This is a genomic window from Kitasatospora sp. NPDC043950, assembly GCF_056435345.1.
On sequence record NZ_JBWKER010000088.1, the window covers coordinates 1 to 26068 of the forward strand.

Genomic DNA, 26068 nt, shown 5'->3' on the forward strand with positions numbered 1-26068 from the left:
GTCAGCCCCGTCACCTACGAGCAGCAGCAGTCAGCTACCCTGGCGCTCGCCGCATAACCACACAAACCCGTGTCTACCAACCAGGGTGAAGCCCCGGGAAGGTGTCGGGGCTGAGGCTGTTCCATACGACAAGCGGGGTGGCGGAGGTCGCACCGCGTCTTGCTGAGGTCGAGGCGGATGTGCAGGATCTCGTCGAGGCGCACATGGAGACGATGCTGGGGGTGCGGTTCCTGGCGAGCGAGTACAGCACCGGCCCTGTGCACGGCGGGCGGATCGACTCGCTGGGTCTTGACGAGAACGGTGCGCCGGTGATCGTCGAGTACAAGCGGGCGACTGACGCCGGGGTGATCCACCAGGGGCTGTTCTATCTGTCCTGGCTGATGGACCACCGGGACGAGTTCCAGCGACTGGTGCGTGACCGGCTCGGCGCCGAGGCTGCGGCCGGGGTCTTGTGGAGCGCGCCAAGGCTGATCTGTGTGGCCGGTGACTTCACCCGCTATGACGTCCACGCCGTACGCGAGCACCGCCGCAGCATCGATCTCGTACGCTACCGCTTCTACGGCGATCACCACATCGGGCTGGAAACGGTGGCCTCCGTCACCGGACACGCCGCTGCTTCCCGGATGGCCTCCCGCCTGCGCGCGGCCGGGGGCCGGAGCGAGCGTACGGCGGGCGGGGCGATGACGGAGCTGGCCGCCGCGGTCGACGAGGCGCTGCTCGGGCTCGGAGACGACATCGTTCCCGTGCAGCGCAAGCAGTACCGGGCCTATCAGCGGCTGCGGAACTTCGCCTGCCTCTGCCCGCCCCAGCAGGCCAAGCTCCTCGTCTACCTGAAGGCCGACCCGGGCACGGTTGATCTCGTCCCCGGCTTCACCCGGGACGTGACAGGACTCGGCCACCACGGAACCGGTGACCTGGAAGTCCAGCTTCGCACGGAGCGGGACTTGGAGCGGGCTCAGGATCTGTTCCGCCTCAGCTGCGCCGCGGCGTAGGAGGGCTCGATCCCGTGTGCGTGTGACGGGCTCCGCTGGGGTCTGGTGTGAAGTTGTGGGTGGGATGGTCGTTCTGGTGCCTCTCGACGGTGTGGGCAGGGCGTGGCGGTGGAGTAATCAATGGTCCAGTGGTTCTCCGGTTTCGCGAACCGGGGAACCACGGCTATGTTCCGCCGTCATCGCCCGAGAGGGTGGTGGTCCTGGTTGGCCGGCTCAGCGGCGGAGCAGGTCGTCCGGATTGATGGCCAGGTAGGTCTCGGGTGTGGTGGCTTCCAGCGCGGCGGGGCGAGGGTGAAGCCCGGGGTGTTCCCCAGGAGGGCTTCCCAGGCTGGTCCCGGGTGCTGGAGACGGCAGCTCGGAGTCTGCGCTGGACATGGGGCCTGGCCTCAGGTCTTGTCCGTGCAGTCTCCGTGGGGTTAGCGGTCGCCCTCGTGGGGACTCTCATCTCATGTCAGCTCCCGGTAAGTTGTGATCTTGATCGGTTCCGCCAGGAGTGATTCCACCGCGGCGGCGAGGTGCTGGGAGTGCGCGCTTCGGAAGTGGCGCTGGAGGTCTTCGGTGTGTCGCCACCGCTCGATGGCGATGAATTCCTCCGGGGTTTCGATGCTCTGCTGGATGGAGTAGTGCAGGCTTCCCTCCTCGTTCCGGGTGGGTTCGATGACCGCCTGGAGCAGTTGTGCGAGTTCTGCCTCCTTGCCCGCCCTGGCGACGACCCGGCCCACAACCGTTACTTCACTCATCGGCTTCGCCTCTCTCGGTGTTCCGTTTGCGTGTTGTTCCGTTCGGATGGGCGCTCTCCGCCCTTCCTGGCGGACCGGCTCTTCAGGTTCTCCGCTGTCGCCGTCCGACCGCGGGGGTGTGTCCATGGGCAGCGCCGATGGGGAGTGCGGGGAAGACCATGGACGGGTCGTCGAACAGGGAGGAGAGCCGTCGATCGGCGGTGTCGAGCAGACCGTGGTCCTGGAACGACGGTGCGAGGCGGGCGAGCGTGAGCGCGTAGAAGCCGCGTTTTCCACCGGAGACGAGGGGGTGTCGCCGCTGGTGGGTGATGCCCTCCAGACCCTGGGCGGCGAGGAGCACCGGGAGGGTGCTGCCGAGTTCGGGGTGTGCTCCGGCGAGTGTCATCAGCCGGTGCACCGCGGTTGCGAACTCCAGGAAGGCTGTGGCCGCTCTTCTGTCCGGGGCGTGTTTGGCGGCGATGGCGAGTGTCTCGCGACTGACGTCGATCGCTTCGGCGAAGAGCTGCCCGTGTGGTGCCAGCGAGGGGATCAGCCGGGCCAGGACGGATTCGGGGTCCGGCAGATGCTCCAGTACGGATCTGGCGTGGATCAGATCCCAGGAACCTGGTGGCAGAGGGCCTGCGGTGATGTCGTGTTCGATCACTTCGACCCCGGGATGTGCGATGTTCCTCAGAAATCGCGGATCGCTGTCGGTTGCCACCACTCTTCCGGTCTCTCCGGCGAGAGATGCCAGGAGACGGGCGATACTGCCCGCTCCCGCGCCGACTTCGAGGCATGACCACCCGGGTGCCGGGTTCACCCGGGTGAGGATCTCCTCGGTTCCGGGGTCGTAGACCTGCTCGATCGTGCGCAGGCGGTCGAATTCGAGATCCGCTCGGGCGGCTGAATCCAGAACGTAGGGGGCGGGTTGCGGACGGTCCGGGTCGGTCATGGTCTGCCTCTCTGGTTCCTCCGGGCCCGACGAGCGGTGCAGGGCCGCCGACGCGAGCACGAGCAGCCCAGATCAGGGTCCCGCCGGTCATCCGACATGTATGCCGAGTGAGCGAAGATGACTGGTCACCTCACTTGGAGTCTCGGTGGCCAGCGAGATGTATCCGTCCGGTCGTACGAGGAACAGGCCGTGCGGTGCGTACGCGCGGGAGGCGAACCCCGCGGGGTCCGAGACGTCGTGGCCGACGCGCACCACGCGGATCACCGCGGGACCCCGGGCGCTGACAGGCTGGATGGGCGGACTTCCGAAGGAAAGAAGGGTGAAGTGGGGTCCGCGGAAGAGATCGAAGAGACGTACCGGGGCTCCGCCACGGTCGGTACAAGGGGCATCCGGAGCGCGGTCCCCCGCGTGGAGGGCTTCCTCGACGAGAGCGGGGCGCATCTCCGCGTTGGGTGGAATACCCCGGTATCCGAGTGCCAGATGGTGCGTGGTGCGGTCACGGCGCGCGGCCAGCTCCCTGACCCGACCCGCCCCTTGGTGGATGCGAGTGCTCACTCCAAGCACCTCCGCCGCAGCGGGCCGGCGCTCCGCCTCGTAGGAGTCCAGGAGCGAGGGTGCTGCCTGGCCGGTTGCCGCGAGCGCCAGTTTCCATCCCAGGTTGTAGGCATCCTGGATGCTCGCGTTGATGCCCTGGCCGCCCGCCGGGGAATGAACATGCGCGGAGTCACCGGCCAGGAACACCCGGCCGACCCGGAAGTGCTCCGCCAGCGCTGCTCGTGCCCGGAAGACCGATGACCACAGCACCTTCCGCACCCGCACTCCCGTGCGGGCGGCCACCAGTTCGCGGACCCGCTCGGGAGCGGGGTCGGGGGTTCCCGTCGCGAACCGTGCGATGACCTGGAAGTAGTCCGTTCTGGCGACGGGACAGATCGCGGTCATGATGCCGACCGCGTCACCCCAGGTGTGCCAGTGCTCGCGGTCCAGTCCGGGAATATCGGCATCGGCCACGAGCAGCGGCCGGGTGTCCACGTCTTCGCGGTCGAACCTCACACCCAGGATTTTCCGTACGGTGCTGCCGCCCCCGTCTGCCCCGACCAGGTAGTCGGCCGCGATCTCCCGCGTACCTCCGTCGGTCCGGACAACCTGGGCCAGCACGCCGGCCTCGTCCTGGGAGAATCCGTCGAGCCGCGCTCCGAACTCGACACGGTGGCCCAGATTCAGCAGTCGCTCGCGAAGCAGTTCCTGGGTGCGCGACTGAGGAAGCATCAGGGGCTCGGCATAGGGCGTGGCCCCAGTGGGCTCGCCACGGGCGATGACGTCCCACTCCCTGACGATCCTTCCCTCCTCCCAGGCCACCATCGGCGGCAGCGGCGCTCCCTCCGCCTGTACTGAGTCGATGATTCCGAGGTCGTCGAAGATCTCCAGGGTGCGCGGCTGGAGACCCTTGCCCCGTGATCCCGGAAAGGGACCCGCGCCGGCGTCGATGATCCGGAAGTCGACGTGCCGACGGGCCAGTTCCACCGCCAGGACCAGTCCGGCAGGTCCTCCTCCGGCAATCAGAACAGATGTGTGGTGGCGATTACTGTCCACGGCATGTCCCCTTTCCGGTCCTCCGTCATCGTGATGCGGAGGAGGTCGCAGCCGGCTGTATGCGGTTTCCCCTTTCTGGTGGTTCAGGCAGCCAGGAGCCGTCCTTCCGCGGTGGGATCGAATGTGAGGGTGAGTGATTCGGGGCCGCGGGAGTAGAAGCCGGTCTCTTCGTAGGAGGCGTCCTCGGGGAAGCCGATGTTCTCCATGAGGGCCAGCAGCATCGTCACGACCGTCTCCAGTTCCCTGCGCGCGAATGCGGCCCCGACGCACGAGTGCATGCCCGCGCCGAACCCGAAGTGGGTAGCGGCGGCGGTGAAGGACCGTTCGGGACCGAGGTCGGTGCGCTGGAGGTCGAAGGTGTCGGGCCGTTCGAAGACACGCGGGTCGCGGTTGGCGGCGGCGAGCATGCACCAGACCATGGTCTCGGCGGGTATGGCGACGCCGGAGATCTCGACGTTCTCCGCTGTCCTGCGGGGGATCAGTTGCACGGGCGGTGTGTAGCGGAGCGTCTCCGCGATGGCGTTGGTCACCAGTCCGGGATCGCCGCGGACCAGGGCCATCTGATCGGGGTGGGTGATCAGATGCCGGAACAGCAGGGCCAGTGTCTTGTCCGCCGGTTCGGTCGCGGCGAGGAGCACGTTGTGGCACAGAGCGGTGACCTCGTGCAGGCTCATCCTCCCGCTCTCGTACTCCGTGTGGCACATCAACGAGATCACATCCTGGCCGGGGTTCTCGCGCCGTTCCTCGATGAAGGGCCGCAGATAGTCCTCCAGCCGGCGGGCGCACTGGACGCAATGCCGGTATCGCTCCTCGGTCAGAGTGACGCTCGTCACGAATTCGGCCACGCCCTGGAACCAGGAGTGCACATTCCGCCAGTTGTCCTTGGGCAGTCCAAGACTGTCCAGCGCGACCCAGATCGCCAGCTGCTGTCCGAAGTCCTTCACCAGGTCGAACCGGCCGCGCCGCAGATGGGGGCGGATGAGCTGCTCCACGTTGCGGCGGATGAGCGGGATCTGGTCTTCCAGCATCGGCCCGGTGTATCCGCGGATCATTGTCCGGTGTTTGGCGGTGTGTTCGGCGCCGGTCATCTGTGCCAGGACGCGACCGCGCATGACCGGCTCGGCCCGTTCCCGTAAGGCTTGGGTGGTGAAGATCTGGTCCTCGGTCAGAACCCGGCGAACGTCTTCGTGCCGGCTCAGGAAGTAGGCGCCGATGCCGGGTTCGTAGTGGACGGGGTCGTTCTCCCGCAGCTGGGGATACCAGGCGTACGGGTCCCGGGCGAACTTGTCGGACAGGACGCTGATGATGCGGGCAGTCGGATGCATGGTGTTCTCCTCTCATCGGGTTGGCCGTCACCAGGCCACGGGCAGACAGGCGGGGCGGATGAACGTCAGATCATTTCTCCAGGGAATCTCGTGTTCATACACGGCCAGGCGCAGTTGTGGGAAGCGCTCGAACAGGGCGGGGCAGACGATGGTGAGAACCAGCCTGCTGAGGGCGTCGTCTGCCAGGGGCCCAGGATCCGTGCGAAGGTCTGTGGACCCGGCGTCCGGACGATGGATGTCGAATTTCGCCGGGGTGGGGTAGTGCTCCTCGTCCCAGGCCGCGCCGAGGGGCGAGGCGCATACCGCGTCTCGGGCCTTGATCAGGGTGCCGTGTAGTTCCAGGTCTCTGAGCGCGATATGGGTGGGGCCGAGCACCGTGCCCGGGTGGTAGCGGCGGAGTTCCCCGGCTGCCGCCCGCCACAGCACTGGATCGCGCAGGCACTCCCGTAGCGGTTTGGGGTGGAGCAGGAGAGTGAACGGTCCGGTCAGCAATGCCGAGAAGAGTGACCTCGCGCACCGGACGAGCAAGCCTGTCACCACGGTGTGCGACGGTTCAGTGTCGGCCTCCCGCTGTTCGCGGGCTTTAAAGGGCGTACCGGCGGCATTACCGCGGACGGGGCCATCCCGGAGGTGCTCTGTGAGCGAGTGCAGGACCGGGTGCCTGACAGCCGAATTTCCTGTCGGCTCTTCCTGGATCAGAAGGTTCCGCAATTCCTGGGGATCGAATGACAGCCCGAAGACATCGCGGCACACGGCGGCTGTTAGCGGCGCTGCCAGTTGTTCCAGCAGATCGGCAGGGTTGTTCCCGGTTTCCATGGCGTCCAGGACGAGACCCGTCTGTTTCACGATCGAGGCCCGGTGGGATTCCACCGCCCACGTCGCGCAATACTCGGCACCCGGCTGCCCGGCCCGCGAGCGCGCTGCCCCGCTGATCCCGGCCGGAGGGGGAAGTGCTTCAGCGGCATCGCTCAGGCGCACGAGGTCCGGGTCGGTGAATACTCGCAGGATGTCGTCCCGGCGGGAGATCATCCACAGCCAGGATCCGCCCGGAAGCTCGACCGGGCAGACCGGCTGCCGTCGGCGTGCCCAGTGGATCACGGGCGGAGGCGTGCCCAGGGGGCCCAGCACGAAGGGAAACCTCAACGGTACTTCCGGTGTCCTCGCCGGCATCGGGAGCTGCCTGAGCTGCCTCATCACGAACCACCCGGCAGTACGGGCTCGGCCACCACGAACCCCTGTTGTGCAGCTGACCGCAGCCCGGTCGCCGGACCGGCGAGCAGGGCCGCGGCGAGCTCGATCCGCCGGTGGTAGACGAACACCGAAGAAGCCACGTCAAAGATCGACGGGCTGTCCACGATCAGCGGCAACTCTGCGATCGGATAACTGACGCAGGCGTCGATCTGCTCCTCACCGGGCTCCGTATCCGCGATGGACTGGACCGCTCCCCGGGCAACCGCCCGGCAGGCCGCCCTGAGGGCGGGATCGACTCGGTATGCCGCTCTGGCCCGCTCACGCAACGCCGCGTACTCGGGTCGGCTCATCAGCTGAGTCCAGGTATGGACGCGCCTTTCCGGCGTGGACACACCGGCACGCGACAGCGCAAGCACCGCGGGATTCCTGAGCTGGTTCACAGCTCGCCGCACACGCCCCACTGCCTCCAGCGGCCTGACGCCCGCAGCGGTGAGGGTATGTGCCGCCTCGAATCCGGGAACGAGAACGTCGACCCTCGTGAAATGTCCGGCTGCCCACTGGACCAACGCCTCCACCCGGCATGGTGTGTAGTAGCCGTTGAACGGGCTCAGACCCACGACGCAGTGGTCGGAGGCATCGGCGATCCGACGGCAATTCTCGCTCTGTGGTCGAATCAGGAAATCCACGGTCACCACCGCTTACCTGCATCTGTATGCCACGTTCTCATGCCAATACCTTTCCCGGTCGCCAGGTCTGAAAGTCCGCCATGAAGTGGGCGGCCCGAAGAGAGAAGGCCGTCACGCCAGAATTCACACCGAATTCTCTGCCCGAACGGCTCAGGTCATTTGGAGACGAAACCTGTCTTCTCGTCACGGCAGCCCTGCGGGCGGCGCCAATACAACTCGACGGTCGAGCCGTGCGCATCACCCGTGATCACTCCGCAGTGCGCCGACGCCTCCTCGCCGTGCTGCTACACACTACGGGATGTTATGAACATTCGATAGACCTTATTGCTGTATTAGTTTAGGCCCGGGAGGCCGCCCTCGGTGGTGGGCAGTGGAAATCGCCATTGTGTTCGTTAATGGAAATTTAGTTCGAATATACTTTCCCTCGGCTGCATTTCGAGCCCGTCGGCACGATCCTCGCCATCCACGGATCTTCCTCACCGAGGTCCGCTCGGCTCGGCGGCACCACCCGCACGTCGGCAACCGTGTGGTGATGTCGACGCCTGCGCCTGGGGCCTCGCGCCTTGGCGCCGGCCGTGCGTACTGCCCACCGCGCCTCCGATGGCCAGGCCACTTCGGCCCCGATCTCCCCGGGTTGTTCGCGGAACACACCCTCGGCGACGACATCTTCGCTATTCGTGGCGACGGCAGGCACACCGTGCCGCGCTTCCCCGAATGCCGGCCCTTGGGCCGGCTGGTACTCACCGCCTCCGGCGCTTACACCATGACCAATCACCGGCGGTTCAACCGCATCCAGCCGCCCACTGGATACCCTTTCGGCGGCGGCAGCGACAGCGTCGTCCCCACGAAGGAGCGCTTGTGGCCACTGTCGCTCCGCAACCCGTGACGATCTGCCGCTGATCACAGACGTCCACGCGTTCGGGGTCTCCCACCCCGAACGCGGGATCGCCTTACCGACTGCTCCGGCTGAGCACCGGAGAAGACGCATGCGGCTCGTGCGTGCCCTGATCGTGGCGATCGACACCGCGATCTCCCGCCGGCGGACGATCACCAGAGCACGATCAAGCCCGTGACCTGCCCGAGCACCCTGCCCCCGCACCACGCCGGCGCACCACGCCGGCGCCCGTGACCTGTGGATTTCAGGATGGAATCAGCTCATGGGGAGTCAGTGGCGGGTGCGTCGGCCCCAGGTGGACAGGGTCAGGAGGGCGAGGTCGGTGTACTCTCCGCCTTCCAAAAGCTTCGTACAGTCCGTCAGTTCTTCGGGTGTGGTGAGACGTTCGCGGATCAGGGCTGGGCCGATTTGCTCCAGGGAGAGCCGCAGGAAGGCGTCGGCGTTGCCGTTCCTGCCCACCAGGCCCGGGGTGCAGTGGACGCCGATATCGGTCAGACCTGCCTGTGAGAGGAGTCCCGGCAGTGCGGTGCCCCATCGCTGCTCGGTGCGCATCACGTTCTCGGACAGGGTGAACACGGCGTTGAGACAGCGCTGGTAGGCGTTCCGGGTGCCGGCCGGGGGATGGACCGCCATGACCGTCTCCACGCACACCCAGCCTCCCGGTGCGGTCCAGCGCGCCATCTTGCCGAGGACTTCTGCTCGCTCCGGCAGGTGTTCCAGCAGTGCTCGGGCATGGACGAGGTCGAAGGAGGCCGCCGGAAAGTCCTCCCGGACGACATCGTGGCGTCGGACGGACAGGTTGGGCACGTCCCGGGGCAGCAGGGCGGTGCTGATGTCGGTGCCCACGACCTCCCCTGGGGCACACTGCTCGGCCAGCCAGCGCGCGACGGAGCCGGCACCGCCTCCGAGCTCAAGGCACCGCCAGCCCGGCTGGATGCCGAGACGAGTGATGACGGAGCGTGTGGTGGGGTCGAGGTACGCCTCGAGGGCACGCAGCCGCGCCTCTTCCTGGGGGATGTGGTGGTCGAGGAGCCCCGCCCCGTACTTCTGTGCTGCGAGCCCGTTGGCCATCTCGGTCACGACGAAGCCTCCGGGGTGTTCGGTGGCTGTCCCGGCCACCGTTGCCGCAGGCGCATGGAGAGGGCGTTGGGTGTGAGCGTGATTCGGCGGGCGGGGTGGACGGGCCGGCCGGGAACCGGGTCGAGCTGCCAGCGTGCGGCGATGGAGGCGAGGGCGAGTGTCGCCTCGTTGCGGGCGAAGACCTCGCCGATGCACTTGCGCGGCCCGCTCCCGAAGGGCAGCAGCGTGCCCGGCGGGGGCTTGCCCGCGCCCTGCCAGCGATCGGGGTCGAAGCTGTCAGGAGCAGGGTAGAGGTCGGCGCGGCGGTGGACCTGGTAGGCGCTGAACATCATGGTGGTGCCCGCGGGGAGACGGTGTCCGCCCAGTACGGTGTCGCTGGTGGTGTTCCGGGTGAAGAGCCATGCCGACGGATACAGGCGGAGCGTCTCGCTGACGATCCTGTCGGTCACTTCCAGCGCGGGCAGGTCGGCGTGCTGCGCGGGGCGGCCGTCGAGGACGGTGTCGACCTCGGCCTGGAGCCTGTCCTGGATGTCGGGGTGGGCGCCGATCAGGTGCCAGGCCCAGGAGAGCAGGATGGCGGTGGTGTCGATCCCGGCGAGGAGGAAGGTGAGAACCTGTTCGTGGATCTCGTCGTCGGTCAGGCCCAGCCCGCCCTCCTCCTGGGGGGCCAGCAGGGTGGACAGTAGGTCGCCCCGGTCGACGCCGTCGGCGCGGTGGTTGGCGATCAGAGTGTCGGTGAGCCGCCGGACGTGGACCCGGGCCTGGTCGAAGCGGCGGTTGCCGCGGGTGGGGAGCTTGTCGGCCATCGGCACGGGCATCATGGCCCGTCGGGCGATGCCGCGGGTGATGGCCTCGACGCTGCCGTAGAGGGCGGCGGAATCGGAGGCGTCCATGTCGGCGGCGAACATGCACCGCGCCGTGACGGCCGTGGTGAGCTGGTACATCGCCTTGGTGACGTCGAGGACCTGGCCGTTGTGCCAGGTGCTGGTAAGTGCCGTGATCTCCTGGCTCGTCATCGTCGCGTACCCGGGCAGCCGTCCGCGCTGGAAGGCCGGCTGGACGAGCCTGCGTTGTCGGCGGTGGTCGTGGGCCGGGCAGCCCAGCAGGCCGTTGCCCGCCAGCTCTCGGAACTTGTCGAAAATGGGCCCGCCCTTGTCGTAGACGCGGTCCTCGGCGAGGACCTGGTGGAGCAGGTCGGGATGGCAGACCATGTGCATGGTCTGCGGTCCCAGTTTGATCCGTACGAGATCGCCGTGTGCGGGCAGTTGCCTCACGAAGTCCAGTGGTCTGCGGGCGAGCGCGAGCGCGTGGCCCAGCACGGGCAGGGCTCCCGGAGCGGTCGCCATCGTGTAGGTGGTTGTCACGGTAGGCATGGCCTCCTGTGCTGTGGTGGATTGCGCCTCGTCTTCGTCAGTCCCGGGCGCGGGGTTCACCGTCGGACGGGTTGACCTGGCCGGGTCCGCAGACCCCGGTCCGGACGGCCGGGACAGGCGGGGCAGCCGTCCGGAGCGCGTTCACCAAGTGGGCGGGTCTGCCCGCCGGGACGGCCGCCGACGTTCACCCGCCGGTGCGGCGTCCGGAGTGCGCCACCACCAGCCGATCACGGCGGAATCAAGGGCTGATGCCTCCTCCGTCGGCCGCGGATCCGGTGCGTGCGGGCTGAGAACGAGACGCTCCCGTACCGGACCGGCATAGCGCGTGGTGACAAGGCTGAAATCCAGGTTGGCGCGCACCCATCGGCCAAGACTCTCGACGAACCGCCGGAGTTCGGCACCGACCTCCGGCGTCACCGTACGCTCGCTCAGTTCGACGAAGCGGCGCATCACCGTGTTGCGCAACACGACGGCCTCATGGAGCGACTCCGCGGTCGTTGTCTGCCGCTCCGATGCCAGCACATCCAGGAGGTTCACCTCCAAAGAGCCGCGCTGGGACTCCTTGTGATGAGAGAAGATATCGTTGTCGAGGGAGACGAGGACCGCGCACATCTCCACCAGAGCCCGGACCTCGGGCGTATCACGCAACTCCTGCGGCAAAACGTATCCGTTGGCCACGTCCAACAGCGCGATACTGCTCTGCATCGCACCGTTGCGCAGGCGCAGTAACAAGTAGTCGTCCAGCCTCTGGGGCTTCTCACCGTTTCGCCGCCGCGACCGCTCCCAGACCAGAGCGGCGAAGTAGGACCGGACGGCGTCAGCCCAGTCGCAGAACTGCGTGGGTGTCGCGCATGCAGAGATGCGTGACGCTACATCACGGAGCGCCCAGGCATAGGCGTTGTCCGGCAGGAGCCCGATGTCCCCGGTTTCGGCCACCCTGTGGAGCCGCGCCAGGAAAGCCGCCCACTCGGTGACATCCATGTCCGCGTTCTCGGCCTCGTCGCAGTAATCGTCGTCAAATGCGAAGAGCCAGGTGTGGTAATCAGCGAAAGCGGCGAGCCCTTCCTCCTTGCCGTGCGGCACAACGCCCGCCGCGAGCGCTCCTGGCCGCATCGTCGAAAACCGTTCCCGACGTTCCCGGTCGGAAGGGATTCCCTGCTTGGCAGCCCAGGCCATCGTGCTTTCATTGATTGCCAATCTGGCCGGGTTCTCAGCTCTTTCGATGGGGCAGTAGAGAGTCAGCCGACTGAAGTGTTCAGGCATTTCAACCTCGAAAAGTGATCTTTGATTGAGGAATCCGACGACGGAAAACGGTGCAACCCTGTTCGCGGGGTGCAAGGTTGATGTCCCGTGGGAGAGGAACTAAACCTGGACACTTGATGTGCTTTATCATGATTTTTAGTCATCGAGGCCCTTGGAGCCTCACGCTCAAGACCTACAGCCGGAGCAGTGGCGTACTACTCCAAGGCGAATAGCGCTGCTTCGGGGAAACCTGGTCGGCTCTGCACCACGCGCGTCTGGTTCGCCCGCCCGGGCCGTTACGGAAGAGCACCGGGAGCGGACGGGGGCGGCGGGGAGCTGATCGCCGCAGACCGGGGAGGCGGCATGGTGCCGGGTCTACGGCCGGATGAGACGGTCCTCAAGCAGCAGGTCGGCTTCACATGCCTCGGACCGAGATCATCTGGTCCACAGCCTGCTGAACCTTCGGCAGGAACGCCGCGATGGTCTCGCTGTTGGGTTCCTCGCCGAGCAGGTCCACAGCGGTCGCGCGGGTGAGGACGATGTCCGCCTGGTAGACCAGGCCTGCGGCCCACACGTCCAACTCCGCTTCGGTGCCCCCGCTGCCAGGACCGTAGTTGATGTACAGAACGGGGAACTCAGCGGAAGAGTCCAAAAGGGTACGGATGTCTGCGACGGTAACCTGCGGCGCTGGCCTGTCGACGGTCGGTCCCACGGTGTGACGCTCCTCCGGTTGGTAGTTGGGTCAGCCTATGTCCGCTGCGGCGAGCGTGACGCGCAGCAGCTTGGACGTCTTCGAGGGCATGACGGTGCTCCAGCGGGGAGAGAGGGGTGGGATCGGCCGTGCGTGGTGCTCGGCACACACCGGGCCGTGACGGCTGTCCTGCAGGAGCAGCGGTCGGTGACACCTGGTCCGGTGTGCGCCCCAGGCAGGTGCTCCCTGACGGCGGTCACCAGTCTCACCACCGGTCAGGAGCCTCGAAAGGACCTTGGGCAGGCCGGAACCGGCCAGGCCCGTTCCGGCCTGCCCGGATGTTCCGGCGCTCTCCTTCGCCGGACTCAACCCGCTGGCGGCCCCACCTCGACAGCGACACTGCCCCGGCTTCCCGCCTCCCTCGCCACAAGGGCCGGAGCCACCAACGACCTGCAGAACTCGTCTGACGCGCCTTCACCCTGAAGCTCGAACACGGCCGCGCCTCGACCGGCGGCACCGGGCGGCGGCACCGGCGGCGAGAACCCGCCTGGCCCCGACGACAAGTCCGGCGCCGCCGGCGCCAACGCCCGGAACGCCTCCGGATCCCGCGGGGGCGACAGCTACGTCCTGATCACCTGGTGACCAGTCACGAACACGCCCCTACCAGGGCCCGTCGATCCACCAGCCCCTCATGACCGGGATCTGCACCAACGGCTCTGTCCGTCATCGCCGGTGACGAAGCGTGACAGATGCCGCTGGCCGGTCATGCGCCCCTGCCCCGGCTGTGCCCCCGCGGCTACCGAGGTTGCCGAGGTTGCCGGGGAGGGGACCCTCCGAGTGGGGCGGAGTGGGGGTGCCGGGAGCGTGGCTCAGCCGAGCGTCAACGACTTGGCGTGGGTGCGCCAGGCCTCGTCCACCGAGACGGTCTCACCCTTGTAGCTGGGGCTCTCGTAGCCGGTGGCCTGGAATCCGGTGAACAGGTTGAACCAGCAGTTGGCGTACGGGCGCACCGAGTAGACGTGGTCCTGGAGCGGGGCGGGGATGTCGAAGGAGTAGTCGGCGGCGTTCCCGTTGTAGCACGCGTGCGGGCCGGTGAAGGTCACCGATTGGCCCCCGAAGAAGAAGTCCTGGTAGATCGTCCCCAGGACCACCAGGTCGGAGAGGCCGGCCGGGCTGTTCAGTTCCTTGGCGAACGTGCTGTCGCGGGCGGCCTCGGCGGCGGTCGGCGGAGCGTCGGCGACCCGCCCGCCGGTGGCGTAGCTGATGGCCTCCCGGTAGGTGCCGAAGCACTGTGCCTGGCCGCCCTGCGCGTTCACCACGCAGTGCCGGGTCGAGTCTCCGGCCGTCGTGGGTTGAGCGACGGCCGTGGCCGCGCCGGACAAGGACAGTGCGATCGCCGTCGCCGCGAGGACGGATCCGATGCGCTTGAGGGAGTGTGCCATGGTTGATCAACTCCTGGGTCGAAGACCGGCGCCTTTCGGCCGGTGCACGGCAACACTCTCAATCGGCTGCACGATTCTGGCATGATCTGATCACTGCTCTATCGTGACGCGCGCTGCCGTGTGCCGGCACGTGACAGTTCAGGCGACACGCCCGGGACGCACGGAGTGACGCTTCGTCAATACTGTCGTCTCCCGGGTGAGTTGTCTCAATATCGCCGATGGGGGGAAATGGAGTTCAGGATCCTGGGGTCCCTGGAGGTGCGAGCCGGGGCCGCTCCCGTACGGTTGGGCGGACGCCGTCAGCGGAGTCTGCTGGCGATGCTCGTGGCGCACTCGAACCGGACCGTCCCGCTCCCCCGGCTGGTCGACGCGGTCTGGGACCAGGACCCTCCGGCCACGGCGGACCGCCAGATCCGCAACATGGTCGGCCTGCTGCGCCGCGCGCTCGGCACGGGTCCGGCCTCCCCCATCGTGACCGACGGCGCGGGATACCGGCTGGTGGCGGACGACGCCCAGGTGGACCACCGCCTGTTCGCCTCCCGGGCCGCGGCGACAGAGGACCTGGACGCGGCCCAGGCCGTCCCCCGGCTGCGCGAAGCCCTGGAGCTGTGGCGCGGCCCCGCGCTGGACGGGTTGCCCGGCCTGGCCTTCGCCGCCCTCGCGGCCGGCCTGGAGGAGCAGCGGATGGCCGTGCTGGAGCGGCTCTACGAACTGGAGCTGGAGGCGGGGCGGCATCGCGAGGTCGCCGCGGAACTGACCGGCCTGGTCGCCGATTTCCCGCTCCGTGACCGCCTGGTGCGGCAGCTGCTGACCGCCCTGCACCGCTCCGGCCGACACAGCGACGGGCTCGAGGCCTACCGGCGCCATGCCTCCCGGCTCTCCGAGGACCTGGGGCTGGACCCGACACCTGAGGCCCAGGCCCTCCAACGGGCCCTCCTCCTCCCCTGTCCGGCACCGACCGCCCGTCCGGACCGGACCGCCCCGAGCACCGGTGTCGCCCCTACAGTGCCCCCAGCGGACCCGCGACCCGAGCAGCTCCCTTCCGGCCTCTCCGTGTTCGTCGGCCGCGCCCCCGAACTGCTCGTACTGGACCGGGTGCTGACCACCGGAGAGCCCGGCGCCCGCCCAACGGCGACACCGTGCGCCGTGATCACGGGTGCCGCCGGAGTCGGGAAGTCCGTGCTGGCGCTGCACTGGGCCCACCTCACGCGGGAGCGGTTCCCCGACGGACGGCTCTTCGCGGACCTGCGGGGCTGGTCCGCCGCCGGCCCCCGCTCCCCGCACGGGGTGCTGGCGGCGTTCCTGCGCGCGCTGGGCGTGCCGGCCGAGTCGATACCGGCCCAGCTGGACGAGGCGTCCGCGCTCTACCGGTCACTGCTGGCGGAGCGGCGGATGCTCGTCGTCCTCGACGACGCCGCCGGCCCGGAGCACGTCAGGCCACTGCTACCGGGCGGCAGCGGCTGCGCCGTCGTGATCACCAGCCGGGACCGTCTCACCGGGCTCGTCGCCCGCGAGGGCGCCCACCGGGTCGGACTCGACGGCTTCACCCCCGCCGAGGGACAGGCGCTGCTCGCCCGTGTCCTGGGCGTCGGCGCCGCCGAGGCGCAGCGGCAGGCCGGTGCCCGGCTGCTCGACGCCTGCGGGCACCTCCCGCTGGCACTCGGCATCGCCGCGGCCCAGCTGCGCGACCGGCCTCAGCGTGATCTCGCCGCCTTCGCCGACGAGCTGGCCTCCTCCACCGACCGCCTGGGCGCCCTGGAGGCCGGAGGTGACGACCGCTCCTCCCTGCGGTCGGCCTTCGGCCTGTCCTACCGGGCGCTCGACCCCGCCGCCCGGCGTCTGTTCCGCCGGCTCGGCCTGTTCCCGGGGGTGGACATCAGCGCCCCCGTAGCCGCCACCCTGTCCGCGGCCGCCGTCGACGAGTGCGAACGGCTCCTCGGCCGCCTGACCACCGCCCATCTGCTCGCCGAGCCGTCACTGGGTCGCTACCGCTTCCACGACCTGCTGAAGCTCTTCGCGGCCGAGCTGGGCACCCGCGAGGAGAGCCCGGAGGAACAGCGGGAGCTGCTCGAGCGCTGGCACGCGTGGTGCCTGCACCACGCGCACGCCGCTGCCCGGGTGCTGACCCCCGGGCGGCGGCAGGTCCCGCTCGGCCCGCCGCCCGAGGGCCTGCGGGTGGCCGACCTCACCGGCCCCGAACAGGCCACCCGCTGGTACGACGACCAGCGGGCGAACCTGCTCGCCACCGCCCACCACGCCTACGAGCGGGGGCACGACGAAACGGCCTGGAAACTGCCCGCGCTGCTGTGGAGCTACCTCCACCGCACCTCGCCGCAGACCGAAGGGGTGGCCCTGGGCCGGACGGCCGTGGCCGCCGCCCGCCGCCTGGGCGACCTGAGCGCCCAGGCGCACGGCCTCAACGATCTGGGCCACGTCTGGGGCGCCCTGGGCGAACTCACCCTGTCCCGGCGGACGTTCCAGCGGGCCAGGGTCCTCGCCCACGACGCCGGCGACCGGTGCACCGAGGGCCGGGCGCTGGCCTACCTCGGCGCTTACCACTACTTCACGGGCCGCTACGCCGACGCCGGGGAGTACTACGAGCGGGCCCTCGACCTGCTGACGGCCGACGGCCCGGAGACCGATGACTGGACGGCCGACCTCTGCCGTACCAGCCTGGCCCCGACCTACCTGCTCCTGGGCCGCTACCAGGAAGCATCGGACCACGCGAGCCGCGTGCTCGCCCGGCCCAGGGCCCAGCGGAACGGGCCGATGGACTGCTCTCTGCTCAACACCCTGGCGGCGGCGCAGCACGCCCTCGGGCGGCCGGAGGGGGCGGTCGGGCACTACGAACGATCCCTCGCCGTGAGCAGCCGTCTGACGGGCTATCCCGCCCAGCGGGCCCACGCCTTGGCGGGACTGGCCGCCGCCCACCGGGCGCTGGGGTGCGAGCAGCGCTCACGTCAGGCCTGGGACTCCGCGCACGAGATCTACGCGGAGCTGCCCGCGCACCAGCTGACCTCGAACCTGCCGATCCTGGCCGCACTGGGCTTCGCTCCGCCCGCCACGATCGACCGGCGGCGCTAGCCTCGGCCGACTCGCCGCTCAGGTGGCCACCGACCGGCCCGGCCGTGGGGTCGGGGCCGAGGGAGTCGAGCAGCCGGGCGGCGTGCTCGGTGGTGAGGTCCACCAAGGCGCGGGAACCGTTTCTGCAGCCCCCTTTGATGCCGCCGCCATCGCGGCCAGGAAGGCGTGGGCGAGCATGGCCGGGGTGATGTGCCGCATCCAGCCGGTGTAGCGACGGACCTCGTACTGATCCAGGCCGCATTCGTTCTTCGCAGCCTGGAAGCACTCCTCGATCGCCCAGCGCGTCCCGGCAATTCGCACCAACTGCTCAACATTCGTTTCGAGTTGTGAGTAGGCGAGGTAGTAGGCGATCTCGTCGGGCCTGCTCAGACTGCGGCGGGCCAGTGCCCACCGCTGGCGAGCCTGGACCTCGCCCTGGTAGCCGAACTCCGCCACCGCGGGCAGCCGGATGGCCGCCCTGTCGTAGATACACGGTCCCTTGGCACCGTCCCCGCACGAGATCCGCTGCCAGGCCTCGGCCGGGGCCTGGGAGAACAGCCGGTCGATACGTGGACAGCCCACGCTGAACTGGGACTTGGGCACTGCCAGGACATAGCCGACACCGGACTGTTCCAGCAGTCGGCGGAAGCGTCCTAGCCTCGCCGGCGTGGACGGTGCGGATCGCCGCGCCCAGTTCCTCCGGCGGGAGTCCTTGGGCAGGAACCCGTTGGCGCCGGCGCGCAGCGCGGCCACCACGTACTCGTCCATGTCGAAGGTGCTGAGGGCGAGGACTCGGCAGAAAGGGAGGGTGCGGGCCGGCTCCCGGGTCGCGCCGACCCCGTCGAGCACGGGCATCCGGATGTCCATCACCACGACGTCGGGGCGCAGCAGGCGGGCGGCGGTGACAGCCTGCTCCCCGTTCTCGGCCTCGCCCACCACCTCGAAGGACGGGTCGGGGAGAGGATCAGGGGCAGGCCGCGCCGCACCAGCGGCTGGTCGTCGGCGATGAGGACCCGGCGGCCCGGTGCCACCGCGCCCACCGGGCCGCCGTCGTTCGACCTCACCGGGCCGTCGCCGTTCCGTGCTGGACGGCCGCGTCGGCCGTCTCCTCCGGGGCCAGTGGCAGGTCGGCCAGGACGGCGAAGCCGCCCTCCGGACGTGGTCCGGTCCGCAGGGTGCCGCCGTGCAGGGCGACGCGCTCGCGCATGCCGATCAGGCCGTACCCGCTCCGGCCGCCGGCCGGCGCCGCCTCCTGCGGTGCGGCGCCGCCCGTGCCCGCCGTGCCCCCGTCGTCGCGCACCTCGACGGTGACCCGGTCCGGACCGTACGTCAGGGTGACGGTCGCGCGGGCGGGCCCGGCGTGCTTGCGGGCGTTGGTGAGGCCCTCCTGGACGATCCGGAACACGGTCAGGCCGACGGTGGGCGGCAGCGGGCGGCGGGGCCCGTGGACGCCGAAGTCGGTCGGCAGGCCGGCCACCCGGGACTCGTCCACCAGTCGGCCGAGGTCCTCGGCCCCGGGCTGGGGCGAGGGCGGGGCGGTGTCCGGTTCGTCGCCGGCCCGCAGGACGTCCAGGAGCTGGCGCATCTCCCGCAGGGCCAGTCGCCCGGAGGACTCCAGGGTGACCAGGGCGTCCCGGACCACCTCCGGGTGGGTGAGGTTGGCCCGGGCGCCGCCGGCCATCAGCTGCATGGTGGTGATGTGGTGCGCCACGATGTCGTGCAACTCCCGTGCGATGCGGCGGCGTTCGTCGGCCACCGCGCGGTCGGCCAGCAGTTTGCGGTTGGCCGCGACCTCCCGCTGCCAGCGCGCCACGGCGAGGCCGACGCCGGCCACGAGCAGGGTGGAGCAGGAGGTGCCGGCGAGCGCCTGCCAGGAGGGGACGCGCAGGTGGCTCTGGCTCAGCGTGGTCAGCACCGTCGTCACCGCCGCGGCGGCCGCCGCCACCGGGGCGGGGCGGGCCCGGGCGACCGAGTACAGGCTGACCATCAGGACGGCGCCGAAGTGGGTGCTCGCCGGTGTGGACAGGTCGATCGCGGACTCGACGACCAGGACCACGGCGAGCGCCGGCACCGGGTGGCGGCGCCGGACGAGCAGCGGCAGGGCCGACAGCGCGACGAGGAGCAGGCCCGGCGGGGTCACCCGGCGTACCCCGTCCATCTCGCTGAAGAGCAGGTAGTTGAGCAGGTCGAGCGTGCAGGCGCCGGCGGCCACCAGCGCGTCGGTGTGGGTCCACGGCGCGCCGTCGGTCTCCGGCGGCGCGTCCGCCACCCCGCCGGGCCCCGGGCTCCCGCTCGCCCGGTGCGCCGGGTGCGGCGGGTCCGCCCCGAGTGCCGCGTCCATCGCGGGGCGCTGATGACCGCCCATGTCCGTTCCCCCTCCGTGCCCGGCCCGCGCCGCGCCTCACCGATGAGCCCTGACAAGCCCTGACGAGCCCGATCAGACCCCGATCAGACCCTGTTTCAGACCCTGCACAGGCTCTGAACAGGCCCGATGAACCATTCTGGCATTGGCCCACCCCGCCCCGGCATGGTCCCCACGGCCGATCACGGGGGCCCGGACCAGGACCACGGTCCCGGGTCCGGGCCCGGCCGAGGAGCAGGGGCCCCGGTGCGGATCGTCCGTCGCAGGGACGTCCGCGGCCCACCCCGGGTGATGGTCTGGAACCCGGCCGGGAACCCCCGGAGCCGAGACCGACCTTGCGGACGCTCGCGTCCACCGCCGGAGGAAACCGTGATCCGCGCACTGACCGGATACTCCACCAGGAACCCGTGGAAGGTGATCACCCTCTGGGTGGTGCTGGCAATCTCCATGGCCCTGCTGAGCCCGATGCTGCTCGCCCGCGTCACCCAGTCCCAGACCGGGGACTTCCTGCCCAAGAGCTACGACTCGGCCGCCGCGCTGCGGATCGCCGAGGAGAACTTCGGGATGAAGCCCGACGCCACCACGGTCACGGTGCTGGTCGCCAGGACCGACGGCCGGGCGCTCACCGCCGCCGACCAGCAGCGGGTCGAGGCCGAGGCGGCGAAGCTCGCCCAGCGCCGGGTCGTCATGCCCAGGAAGGACGACGAGCCGGCCTTCCTCGTCCCCGACCGGTCCCAGACCCCCCGGGTCGCCCCGGCCATGGTGGCACCCGACCGCGGCTTCGAACTGCTCTCCGTCGAACTGACCGGCAACGCCGCGGACGAGGGCGTCCAAGGCGTCTACCGGGCGTTCCGGGACGCCACCCGGGCCCAGTTCGCCGACGCCGGGATGCGCACCGGGTTCACCGGGGGACTGGCCGACGCCGTGGACACCGCCGACTCCCACCGCACCGCCGCGACGGTCGGCAGCGCGCTCGTCATGGGGCTGATCGTCCTGCTCAACGTGCTGGTGTTCCGCAGCGTGGCGGCGGCCCTGCTGCCGCTGCTCGCCGTCGCCATGATCGGCAGCGTGGCCGGCGGAGCCGTGGCCGTCGCCGCGACGCTGACCGGCCTCAAGCTCGACGCCGGCACCCCCGGGCTGGTCTCCGTGGTCCTGCTCGGCATCGGCGTCGACTACCTGCTCTTCCTGCTCTTCCGTTTCCGTGAGCACCTGCGGGCCCGGCCCGAGCAGCCCGCCCGCGAAGCCGCCGCCCAGGTGACCGCCCGGGTGGGCACCGCGATCACCTCGGCCGCGCTGACCATCGTCGCCGCCTTCGCCACCCTCGGCGTGGCCAGCTTCGGTCAGTTCCGCTCGCTCGGCCCGGCCATCGCCGTCGCCGTCCTGGTCATGCTGCTGGGCAGTCTCACCATGATGCCCGCCCTGCTCGCCGCCTGCGGCCGCGGCATGTTCTGGCCCTCCCGCAGCCTGCGTCGCCAGCCGGGCGAGGGCTTCGCCGCCCGCTTCGGCACGCTCGTCGCCCGGCGGCCACTGCCCATGCTGCTCGCCGCCCTCGCCCTGCTCGGCGCGCTGGCCGCCGGGATGACCGGGATCCGGATGGACTACGGCCTCGGCGGCGCCGGCGACCGGACCCCGGCCGCCGCCACCGCCGCCGAGATCTCCCGCACCCTGCCGGCCGGCGTCTCCGACCCGACGAGCGTCTACGTCGTCACCACGGACGGCACCACCCTCACCCCCGGCCGGCTCGACGGCCTCTCCCACGCCCTCACCCAGGTCGATGGCGTCGGCATGACGGGCGGCACCGTCCTCAACGGGGACCGGCGCGCCGCCCGGATCGACCTCTACCTGACCGCAGACCCGCAGAGCCGGCGCGCCCGCGACCTGGCCTCCGGCCCGGTCCGCGCTGCGGTCGCCGCCCACACACCCGCCGGGACCAGCGCCCACGTGGGCGGCACGGCGGCGATCTTCGCCGACATCTCCACCGCCGTCGACCACGACCTGGCGATTGTCTTCCCGGTCGCGGCCGCCCTGATCGCCCTGATCCTGCTGCTGCTCCTGCGCAGCCTGCTCGCCCCGCTGGTCCTGATGCTCTCTGTCGGGCTCGGCTTCGCCGCCACCCTCGGCGCCGCGACCCTGCTGTTCCAGCACGGGCTGGGCGAACCGGGCGTCAGCTTCACCCTCCCGCTGGTGCTGTTCCTGTTCGTCGTGGCGCTGGGCACCGACTACAACATCCTCATCACCGACCGGATCCGCGAGGAGATGCAGCGCCCCGGCCCGCCCCGCGCCGCCGTCGCCCGCGCCGTACGGCACACCACGCCCGCCATCGCCACGGCCAGCCTGGTCCTGGCCGGTTCCTTCGCGACCCTCGCCGCCACCCCGGGCAGCGAACAGGTCGCCTTCGCGCTGACGCTCGGCATCCTGCTCTCCGCCGTCGTCCTGTCCCTGGTCCTGGTGCCCGCCGTCGCCGCCCTGCTCGGCCGCGCCCTCTGGTGGCCGCTCCGCCCGGCCCGCCACCACCACCGGGCCGAGCCGGCCCCGGAGCCGTACCGCGTCCCGGTGCCCTGACCGGCGAGCCGTCAGTACTCCAGTGAGAGTTCTCCATGTGGCCTGGTCAGCGCCCTGGGGGCGGTGATCGTAGCGGGGCTGTGGCGTGGGTGGGTCGGCTTTGACGTGGATGTCCCACCCACGGGTGGCCGCGCCGCATGTAGTGACAGCGGCGGGGAGAGAGCATCGGTGTGAATGATGATCTGCCGACGGATCTGTGGGATCGGGAACTCAACGAGCTCTTCCTGCGAATCGGGATTGTCGGCAGGTGATGCGAGACTCGGCCCCATGAAGCCCAACGACCCCAAAGACGACCTGCACCGCTACCTCAAGGCGGCCCGCGAAGCCATCATCTGGAAGCTGGACGGATTGTCCGAGTACGACGTCCGGCGCCCCCTGACGCCGACCGGCACCAACCTCCTCGGCCTCGTCAAGCACCTCGCCAGCGTCGAACTCGGGTACTTCGGCCCGACGTTCGGCCGCCCGCACAACGAATCCCTCCCCTGGCACGAGGAGGGCTCCGAGCCCAACTCGGACATGTGGGCACCCGCCGACGAGTCACGCGAGGACGTCCTCGGCCTCTACCACCGCGCCTGGGCGCACGCGGACGCGACGATCGAGGCGCTGCCGCTCGATGCGATGGGCCACGTCGCGTGGTGGGGCGACGACGGCGACGTGACGCTTCAGCGGATCATGCTGCACATGACGGCCGAGACGAACCGTCACGCCGGCCACGCCGACATCGTCCGCGAGCTGATCGACGGCAAGGCCGGCATGCGGGAGACCAACAGCAACATGGACGGCGGCGACGAGGCCTGGTACCAGGAGTACTGGAACAGGCTGGAGGCGTCCGCCAAGGAGGCCCAGGCCAAGCCGAGCTGAGCTGAGCCGAGCCGAGCCGAGCTGAGTTCGTTCGGGGAGGTAGGGGCTTGCCGGGGTAGCTCGTGTTGTCGCCTACCTCCCCACCCGGTGCCGCAGTTGTCGCAGAGCGCCCACCGCAGAGTGCGCGCCACTGGACTTCCCGCCCGAGGTCCACCACCGCTCCCTGGACCGCTCCCAACGTCGGTCGGTCAGGCCGCGGTGGCGACGTCGGCCCAGTGGACGGCGTGTCCGAGCTCCGCGCGGTCGCCGTGCGCGACGGTGAGCCGGTCGATGATCTGCAGCCCGCGGCCGTGCTCACCGCGGGTACAGCTGGCCGCCCAACCGCCCTGCGCGGCCGCAGGGCCTCCGTCGCAGACTTCGATGTGCACCCGCCGGGCGCCCTGGGCGCGGCTCAGTCGGAGGTGCAGTGGAGGTTCGGCGTGCTCGACGGCGTTGGTGACGAGTTCCGAGACGGTCAGCAGCACCGAGTCGGCCGCATCGTCGGCGACCCGCCACCCTGCGAGGACCTCTTGGGTGATCTTGCGGGCGTCTCCGGCGGCTTCCGGGCGGTGCGCCAGGGCCCAGGCGTGGCCCGATGGCGGCGAGCGCCGGGCCATAACCGGCCATGGGGAGATGTCCGGGGCGTAGGTGCGGATCACGGTCATCACCTTCTTCCGGCGCCGCGGTGGCGCCTTGGCTGTGACCAGAACCCCTAACGATCCACTTCCCATCTATATCACTCAGATACATAGACAGTCAATATAGATGAGTGATATAGATGAGGTATGGATGGGACACCCGAAGAGGGTCTCCAGGAGGTGGCGGCGGCACTGAACGAGCTGGCCACCGGGCTGGTCAGGCATCTCCTGTCGGACCGGCAGGGCATGAGCCTGACCACCGTCGCGGCGCTCGGCCGGCTGGAGCGGGAGGGTCCGATCCGGCTGACCGCGCTGGCAGCGGCGGAGGGCATCGCCCAACCGTCGATGACCGCGCTGGTACAACGACTGGAACGCCAGGGCCTGGCGTCGCGGATGGCGGATCCCGAGGACGGGCGTGTCTGCCTCGTCGCCATCACGGATGCCGGGCACGAGCTGCTGGCCGAGCGCCACCGCGCGCAGCGAACCCGGGTGGCCGGCCTGCTGACCGCGCTGCCCGATCAGGACGTGCAAGCGCTGAGCGAGGCCATGCACGCGGCCTTGCCCATCGTCCGCCAGCTGCTCCGGGAAGTCCCGTCGCCCCGCACCACCCGTGGCGGAACGGCTTCCTGAACCCTCGGGGCACCCTCTTCGACATCTCCTCCCGCAGGCGGCAGGACCTGCTCCGCTGCCCCGTCTCGCGCCCCGCGCGCGCCGGGCCCCGATCCCGCCACCTGCCCTCCTATCGGACTTCCGAAAGGGCGGAGAACCATGAGCACCATCTCGGCATCCGGCACCGACGTCCCGCCGGCGGAGGTACCGGACTACCCCATGACCCGGGCAGCCGGCTGCCCGTTCGACCCACCGCCGACCCTGCACACCCTGCAGGAGCAGGCCCCGATCAGCCGGGTGCGGCTGTGGGACGGCAGCACCCCGTGGCTGGTCACCCGCTACGAGGACGTGCGGACCCTGCTGGCCGATCCGCGGATCAGCTCGGAGAGCACCCACCCGCACTACCCCCACCAGAGCCCGGCCACGAAGGAGCGCCGCAGGCAGTCACGGACCTTCATCACCATGGACGATCCGGAACACGCCCGGCTGCGCCGGATGGTCACCGCGACCTTCGCCATCAAGCAGGTGGAGGCGCTGCGGCCGACCGTTCAGAAGATCGTCGACGACCTGATCGACGCCATGCTCGCCGGGCCCAAGCCGGTGGACCTGGTCCAGGCGTTCGCGCTGCCGGTGCCCTCACTGGTGATCTGCGCGCTGCTCGGCGTCCCGTACGCCGACCACGACTTCTTCCAGGCCAACAGCAGGCTCCTCGTCAAGCGCACCACGACCCCGGAGCAGGCACGGGCTGCCACCCAGCAGCTGACCGACTACCTGGACCGGCTGATCGGCGACAAGCTCGCTCACCCGACCGACGACCTGCTCTCCGCCCTCGCCGAGCGGGTCAGGGGCGGCGAACTCTCCCGGCACGAGGCGGCCAACATGGGGATACTGCTGCTGATCGCCGGGCACGAGACCACCGCGAACATGATCGCGCTGGGCACCCTGGCCCTGCTGCAACACCCCGACCAGCTGGCCCGGCTGCGCGAGAGCGACGATCCGAAGCTGATCGCCTCGACGGTCGAGGAACTCCTGCGCTACCTGACCATCGTGCACAGCGGACGGCGCCGCGTGGCCCTGGCCGACATCGAGATCGGCGGGGTCACCATCCACGCCGGCGAAGGCGTCGTCCTCGCCAACGACATCGGCAACCGCGACCCCGCCGCCTTCCCCGACCCCGACCGGCTCGACGTCGCCCGCAACCCCCGCCACCACGTGGCCTTCGGCTTCGGCGTCCACCAGTGCCTGGGCCAGCCGCTGGCCCGGGTCGAGCTTCAGGTCGTCTACGGCACCCTCTACCGCCGCGTCCCCGCCTTGCGGCTCGCGGTCGATCCGGACCGGATCCCGTTCAAGCACGACGGGAACGTCTATGGCGTCTACGCGCTGCCCGTCATCTGGTGAGCGCGGACGAGTACCGTGCGGACGAGTGCCGTGCGGACAAGGAGGATTCCGATGAAAGTTATCGTCGACCAGCACAAGTGCGTCGCCTCCGGCCAGTGCGTACTGACCGCGCCCGAGGTGTTCGACCAGCGTGAGGAGGACGGCATCGTCGTCCTGCTCACCGAGACCCCGCCCGACCACCTGATGGACGACATCCGGCAGGCCGCCGTCCTCTGCCCGGCCCAGGCGATCTGGGTGGCGGAACAGGAGAAAGCGGAACAGGAGGAACAGGAGGGCGAACAGTGAAGCGGATCGTCATCGTCGGGGCCTGGGGGGGGGGGGGGGGGGGGGGGGGGAACCCCCCCCGCCGGGGGGGGGGGGGGGACACCAGCCTCATTTGGGGAGAGACCCCCCCCAACCCCACGCCGGGACCGGCGTC

20 protein-coding genes and 2 pseudogenes are annotated in these 26068 nt (G+C 69.9%); 7 read left to right on the forward strand and 15 right to left on the reverse strand.

Annotated elements, in window-relative coordinates; genetic code table 11:
- The first annotated feature begins 101 nt into the window (after positions 1-101).
- Complete coding sequence (locus AC07BF_RS35600; protein WP_400811916.1) at positions 102-992, forward strand: transporter; 891 nt, start codon at positions 102-104, stop codon at positions 990-992.
- A 446-nt stretch (positions 993-1438) separates the two neighbouring features.
- Here AC07BF_RS35600 and AC07BF_RS35605 read toward each other — a convergent pair whose 3' ends face one another.
- From AC07BF_RS35605 to AC07BF_RS35655, 11 genes are all read right to left on the reverse strand, one after another.
- Positions 1439-1732, reverse strand: coding sequence for a putative quinol monooxygenase (locus AC07BF_RS35605; RefSeq protein ID WP_363586043.1), 294 nt, complete (start codon positions 1730-1732; stop codon positions 1439-1441).
- A gap of 82 nt (positions 1733-1814) precedes the next feature.
- Complete coding sequence (locus tag AC07BF_RS35610; RefSeq protein WP_363586042.1) at positions 1815-2663, reverse strand: class I SAM-dependent methyltransferase; 849 nt, start codon at positions 2661-2663, stop codon at positions 1815-1817.
- Positions 2664-2750: 87 nt separating this feature from the next.
- A complete protein-coding gene (locus tag AC07BF_RS35615; RefSeq protein WP_363586041.1) occupies positions 2751-4253 on the reverse strand; it encodes an FAD-dependent monooxygenase in 1503 nt (500 codons plus the stop codon).
- 83 nt (positions 4254-4336) lie between these two features.
- A complete protein-coding gene (locus AC07BF_RS35620) occupies positions 4337-5578 on the reverse strand; it encodes a cytochrome P450 (protein WP_363586040.1) in 1242 nt (413 codons plus the stop codon).
- A gap of 27 nt (positions 5579-5605) precedes the next feature.
- Entirely contained in the window at positions 5606-6607 is a 1002-nt protein-coding gene (locus AC07BF_RS35625; protein WP_478334469.1) for a cytochrome P450, read from the reverse strand.
- A 164-nt stretch (positions 6608-6771) separates the two neighbouring features.
- The gene (locus AC07BF_RS35630) at positions 6772-7461 is read right to left on the reverse strand and encodes a tRNA-dependent cyclodipeptide synthase (protein WP_478318915.1); all 690 of its coding nucleotides are present in this window, start codon (positions 7459-7461) and stop codon (positions 6772-6774) included.
- A gap of 1159 nt (positions 7462-8620) precedes the next feature.
- Entirely contained in the window at positions 8621-9421 is an 801-nt protein-coding gene (locus AC07BF_RS35635) for a class I SAM-dependent methyltransferase (RefSeq protein WP_363586111.1), read from the reverse strand.
- 5 nt (positions 9422-9426) lie between these two features.
- Complete coding sequence (locus AC07BF_RS35640; protein ID WP_363586037.1) at positions 9427-10803, reverse strand: cytochrome P450; 1377 nt, start codon at positions 10801-10803, stop codon at positions 9427-9429.
- 141 nt (positions 10804-10944) lie between these two features.
- Entirely contained in the window at positions 10945-12141 is a 1197-nt protein-coding gene (locus AC07BF_RS35645) for a terpene synthase family protein (protein WP_400811907.1), read from the reverse strand.
- 319 nt (positions 12142-12460) lie between these two features.
- On the reverse strand, positions 12461-12697 hold the full coding sequence (locus AC07BF_RS35650) for a hypothetical protein (RefSeq protein WP_478334470.1): 237 nt from the start codon (positions 12695-12697) through the stop codon (positions 12461-12463).
- 908 nt (positions 12698-13605) lie between these two features.
- Positions 13606-14178, reverse strand: coding sequence for a hypothetical protein (locus AC07BF_RS35655; protein WP_363588408.1), 573 nt, complete (start codon positions 14176-14178; stop codon positions 13606-13608).
- Positions 14179-14406: 228 nt separating this feature from the next.
- On the opposite strand from AC07BF_RS35655, the gene AC07BF_RS35660 reads away from it, so the two are divergent.
- Entirely contained in the window at positions 14407-17262 is a 2856-nt protein-coding gene (locus AC07BF_RS35660; protein ID WP_363633288.1) for an AfsR/SARP family transcriptional regulator, read from the forward strand.
- A gap of 18 nt (positions 17263-17280) precedes the next feature.
- Here AC07BF_RS35660 and AC07BF_RS35665 read toward each other — a convergent pair.
- From AC07BF_RS35665 to AC07BF_RS35675, 3 genes and pseudogenes are all read right to left on the reverse strand, one after another.
- Positions 17281-17922, reverse strand: a pseudogene (locus AC07BF_RS35665) (IS701 family transposase); the annotation flags it as partial.
- Positions 17885-18305: pseudogene (locus AC07BF_RS35670) on the reverse strand (response regulator); the annotation flags it as partial. The pseudogenes AC07BF_RS35665 and AC07BF_RS35670, both read right to left, overlap by 38 nt.
- Positions 18302-19606: a histidine kinase gene (locus AC07BF_RS35675; protein ID WP_363588412.1), complete on the reverse strand. Its 1305-nt coding sequence runs from the start codon at positions 19604-19606 to the stop codon at positions 18302-18304. The pseudogene AC07BF_RS35670 and the gene AC07BF_RS35675, both read right to left, overlap by 4 nt.
- Before the next feature lie 366 nt (positions 19607-19972).
- Between AC07BF_RS35675 and AC07BF_RS35680 the strand changes: the two genes are divergently transcribed.
- Both AC07BF_RS35680 and AC07BF_RS35685 read left to right on the forward strand, forming a co-directional pair.
- Entirely contained in the window at positions 19973-22165 is a 2193-nt protein-coding gene (locus AC07BF_RS35680; RefSeq protein ID WP_478334471.1) for an MMPL family transporter, read from the forward strand.
- A 267-nt stretch (positions 22166-22432) separates the two neighbouring features.
- Complete coding sequence (locus AC07BF_RS35685) at positions 22433-23026, forward strand: DinB family protein (protein WP_363588416.1); 594 nt, start codon at positions 22433-22435, stop codon at positions 23024-23026.
- Positions 23027-23214: 188 nt separating this feature from the next.
- Here the strand turns inward: AC07BF_RS35685 and AC07BF_RS35690 are convergent, their stop codons facing one another.
- Positions 23215-23664 carry an ATP-binding protein gene (locus tag AC07BF_RS35690; RefSeq protein WP_363588418.1) on the reverse strand — a complete coding sequence of 150 codons (450 nt, stop codon included), beginning with the start codon at positions 23662-23664 and terminating at the stop codon, positions 23215-23217.
- A 126-nt stretch (positions 23665-23790) separates the two neighbouring features.
- On the opposite strand from AC07BF_RS35690, the gene AC07BF_RS35695 reads away from it, so the two are divergent.
- From AC07BF_RS35695 to AC07BF_RS35705, 3 genes are all read left to right on the forward strand, one after another.
- Positions 23791-24273: a MarR family winged helix-turn-helix transcriptional regulator gene (locus AC07BF_RS35695; protein ID WP_363588420.1), complete on the forward strand. Its 483-nt coding sequence runs from the start codon at positions 23791-23793 to the stop codon at positions 24271-24273.
- Positions 24274-24411: 138 nt separating this feature from the next.
- On the forward strand, positions 24412-25650 hold the full coding sequence (locus AC07BF_RS35700; protein WP_478334472.1) for a cytochrome P450: 1239 nt from the start codon (positions 24412-24414) through the stop codon (positions 25648-25650).
- Between the two features lie 51 nt (positions 25651-25701).
- Complete coding sequence (locus tag AC07BF_RS35705; protein WP_363633301.1) at positions 25702-25935, forward strand: ferredoxin; 234 nt, start codon at positions 25702-25704, stop codon at positions 25933-25935.
- Positions 25936-26068 lie beyond the last annotated feature (133 nt).